General features: G+C 68.5%; 4 protein-coding genes. All 4 read right to left on the minus strand.

All coding sequences use genetic code 11. From position 1 onward, the window contains the following. Window positions 1–362, minus strand: a 362-nt coding sequence (locus tag V6M42_RS02305; protein WP_332676870.1) for an oxygenase MpaB family protein, incomplete at its 3' end; no start/stop codon positions are given. A 78-nt stretch (window positions 363–440) separates the two neighbouring features. Continuing rightward, a complete protein-coding gene (locus V6M42_RS02310) occupies window positions 441–842 on the minus strand; it encodes a DUF2141 domain-containing protein (RefSeq protein WP_332676872.1) in 402 nt (133 codons plus the stop codon). A 156-nt stretch (window positions 843–998) separates the two neighbouring features. Continuing rightward, a complete protein-coding gene (locus tag V6M42_RS02315) occupies window positions 999–2,495 on the minus strand; it encodes a DEAD/DEAH box helicase (protein ID WP_332676874.1) in 1,497 nt (498 codons plus the stop codon). A 283-nt stretch (window positions 2,496–2,778) separates the two neighbouring features. Continuing rightward, the gene (locus V6M42_RS02320; protein ID WP_332676876.1) at window positions 2,779–3,462 is read right to left on the minus strand and encodes a DUF1345 domain-containing protein; all 684 of its coding nucleotides are present in this window, start codon (window positions 3,460–3,462) and stop codon (window positions 2,779–2,781) included. Window positions 3,463–3,710 lie beyond the last annotated feature (248 nt).

Genomic DNA, 3,710 nt, shown 5'->3' on the forward strand with positions numbered 1-3,710 from the left:
TGGCGGCGGCTGACGCCGGCGATCATGGCCTCGGCCGTCTCGCGCGGCGCATAGACGGTGACCATGGCGGCCAGGCCCGTGCGCCTCAGCCGGGTGACCGGGTCGGTGCGGAAACTGGTGTGATCCCAGACGCCGGCCCGAACCTTCGGCTCGGCCAGTTCCAGCAGCACGGCGCCGACGCCGCCGATGAACAGGGCGATCGGGTTCTTGAACACCCGCCACGACACCGAGTCCGGCGCCGCGAGGGCGGGGGCCCCGACGGGGGTCGAGAAATCCACGGCCATGCCTTCGACGCGCGTCAGCTCGCCGGCGATGGTCTCGATACGGGTTTGCAGCGGAGAGGGGAGTCTGTGGGGGAGCATGCAGAGGTAAGGCCAAGCTGGCCCCCGTTGTTCCCCGGGTGCGACATCGCCGCCGGATCGCTCCGGCGGCGGCGGCGGTCAGTACTGCATCGTTTCCGTCAGCGTCACCGGCGCGGCGGCGACCGTGAATTTGCGCTCGTCGAAGACGGGCGGGCCCATCATCGGCAGGGAACTGTTCGAGAAGGCCCAGCCGTCGGTCCCGTAGTCGAACCGGTCGTTGCCGTTCAGGTCGTGCATGACCATCAGCGCATAGTCGCCGGGCGCGACGTTGCGGAACGTCAGGGTCACGCCGCCGGCGGCCGCTTCGGCCACGGCCTCATAGGCGGGGGCGGCGCGCAGGAATTGGTCGCGTGTGTTCAGGCTGGCCTTGATCGGGCCGGGGCGGACCTGGACGCCGGTCAGGGTGACGGTGACGGTCTCCGCGGCGGCGGATCCCGTGGTCAGGGCCAGGGCGGCGAGGGCCAGTGCGAGGACTTTCATGGGCTTCGTTCCTTCGGTTATGAAGAACTTTATAAAGCAAAGTGAAAGAGCCTGTCAATGCATGGGAGAGGCCCCGACGCAAAGGTGCGGACCGTCGCATGACGGCCCGCACCCTTTCGTCTCGATATCAGCGGCGTGACTGCGCCGCCGGAAGGATCAGCCCTTGGCCGCGTAGCCCTTGCCGCCGTTGGACGGGCGGCGGCTGCGGGGACGGCGTTTGATCTCGCCGGCCGGCTTGGTTTCACCCGGCGCCGAGGTGTGGCGCGGGTCGTTGTTCGAGGTACGCGGACGCTCGCGCGCCAGCGGATCGAAGGCGCGTTCCGGCATTGGACGGGCGTCGCGGCCCGGACCGGCCTTGCGGACGCGGTGCGGTTGCCCGCCGCCCTCCAGCTTGACGCCGTCGCGGCGCGGGTTGCGCGGACCGCGTTGCTGCTGGCGATCGCCGCGGCCGTCGTCGGGCATCGAGGCCTTGGACTTGACGCCCGAGGCCATGATCGACTGGTCCAGCAGGGCCAGCGACTTGTCGTTGCGGCGATCGGTCGACGGGATCTTCTGGCGCGTGACCTTTTCGATGTCGCGCAGCAGCTTCATCTCGTCGCCGGCCACGAAGCTGATCGCCGTGCCGTCGGCGCCGGCGCGGGCCGTACGGCCGATGCGGTGCACATAGGCTTCCGGCACATAGGGCAGCTCGAAGTTCAGCACGTGCGAGACGCCGTCCACGTCGATGCCGCGGGCGGCGATGTCGGTGGCGACCAGAACGCGCAGCTTGCCGGCCTTGAAGGCGGCCAGGGTGCGTTCACGCTGGGGCTGGCTCTTGTTGCCGTGGATGGCGCCGGCTTCGACGCCGCCGGCTTCCAGATAGGCCGCGACCTTGTCGGCGCCGTGCTTGGTCTTGGTGAAGACCAGGCAGCGGGTGTAGCCCGGATCGGCGAACATCTCGGTCAGCAGGGCGCGCTTGCGGCCCTGTTCGATGTGGATGATCGACTGGCTGATGCGCTGGACCGTGGTGGCCTGGGGCGTCACCGACACCTTGACCGGATCCTTGAGCAGTTCGCCGGCCAGCTTGCCGATCTCGCCCGGCATGGTGGCCGAGAAGAACAGGTTCTGACGCTTGGCCGGGATGCGGCTGACGATCTGGCGGATCGGCTTGACGAAGCCGAGGTCCAGCATCTGGTCGGCCTCGTCGAGGACGAAGATTTCCGTCTGGCTGAGGTCCAGCGTCTTCTGCTGCATATGGTCCAGCAGGCGGCCGGGGGTGGCGACCAGGACGTCGAGGCCCTGTTGCAGGGCGCGTTCCTGCGGCCCGTATTTCACGCCGCCGAAGATGACGGCGACGCGGAAGCCCAGGTGTTTGCCGTAGCTCTTGAAGCTTTCGGCGATCTGGCTGGCCAGTTCGCGGGTCGGCGACAGGATCAGGACGCGCGTGGTGCGGGGCACGGGCGGGATGCGGTTGGCGGCCAGGCGGTGCAGGATCGGCAGGGCGAAGGCCGCCGTCTTGCCGGTGCCGGTCTGGGCGATGCCCAGCAGGTCCTTGCCGGCCATGACGTCAGGGATGGCCTGCGCCTGGATCGGGGTGGGGGTGGTGTAGCCTTCGGAGGCCAGCGCCTGCAGGAGGGCCGGATTCAGGCCGAAGGTGTCGAATGTCTTGCTCATGTGAGCGGCTTCTTTCGCGTATGCGGCGACGCGCATCAGCCATGGCTCAACGCCGAAAGGCCGCGCACCGCCAGTCCCGACAGGGTCTCGGGGAGGAGACCTTCGGGGTGGATCGGGCGCCGCCCCGCGTGTCCGGGCAGCGAATGAATCTTGAGGAACCGGCGACTGCTACAGTCAGGTCTTCGAAGTTCGGAAGACCCACACGCGCTGGAGGCGCCGGTAATCGCAATTGTGCGACGCAGCGCAAATGGGCTTCCAATGCGGCCAAGTCAAGGCGCGGGGGTTAACTGCCGCCCAGCAGGCTGACCGCCATGTTCACCGTCAGGGCCACGATCACGGTGTTGAACAGGAAGGCCGTGACGCTGTGAACCGTCGTCGTGCGGCGCAGCGCCCTGTCGGAAATCTGGATGTCGGCGGTCTGCTGGGCCACGCCGATGATCGTCGAGAAATGCACGAAGTCCCAGTAGTCGGGGTCCTCGCCGCCCGGGAAGATCAGGCCGCCGCGGTCCCCCGCCTTGGCCTTGCCGCGTGATCCGCCCGCCGCCTCTGGCGCATAGAATTCGTGGGCGTAGTGGAAGGCGAAGATGGTGTGCACGAAGGTCCAGGACAGGGCGACCGTGGCCAGGCCTACGATGGCCGCCATGCCGGCCTGATCCTTGTCGCCGGCAACCCGGACAGCCTCGCCCACGACGACGGCGATGCTGGCGAGGGCCGCGAATACGGCGAGTGGCAGGACCGCGCCCCCGGCCTCGTCAAGCGCGGCGGCGCGTTTGCGGATGTCGTCCGGCGACCGGGCGCGGAACAGCTTCAAGGCGCTTTCGATCAGGAACAGGCCGACGCCGACATCCCAGCCCAGCGCCAGCCGGTTCAGCCAGCCCCCGCCGACCGGCCAGACCAGACTTGAGGCGGCGATCAGCAGAACGAGGATCAGCGGCCAGTGCAGGCGCAGCCAGGCGAATGCTTGCATACCGGAATGATGCGCCCGTCGGCGACGACGGCAAGCCCGCATCGTCTTCGCGCTTGCGAAAAGCGCTCGACTTCCGTCGGGTCATCACGGAATGTTACAGCCACGCCGCCTCCACTCCCCGGGATCGAACCATGCCGATGACGCCGCGCGCCGGACTTCAGGTCGCTGATGAGCTGGCCGTCTTCCTGGAGAGCGAGGCGCTGCCGGGGACGGGGATCGGTCCCGAGGCCTTCTGGACCGGCGTCGCC

The organism is Brevundimonas sp. (genome assembly GCF_036677305.1).
In the GTDB taxonomy this organism is placed as follows: Bacteria; Pseudomonadota; Alphaproteobacteria; order Caulobacterales; family Caulobacteraceae; genus Brevundimonas.

What these genes read in the sequence shown, in the direction of transcription:
- V6M42_RS02310 (WP_332676872.1), bottom strand. Translation starts at nt 842, where the DNA reads ATGAAAGTCCTCGCACTGGCCCTCGCCGCCCTGGCCCTGACCACGGGA.
- V6M42_RS02315 (WP_332676874.1), bottom strand. Translation starts at nt 2,495, where the DNA reads ATGAGCAAGACATTCGACACCTTCGGCCTGAATCCGGCCCTCCTGCAG.
- V6M42_RS02320 (WP_332676876.1), bottom strand. Translation starts at nt 3,462, where the DNA reads ATGCAAGCATTCGCCTGGCTGCGCCTGCACTGGCCGCTGATCCTCGTT.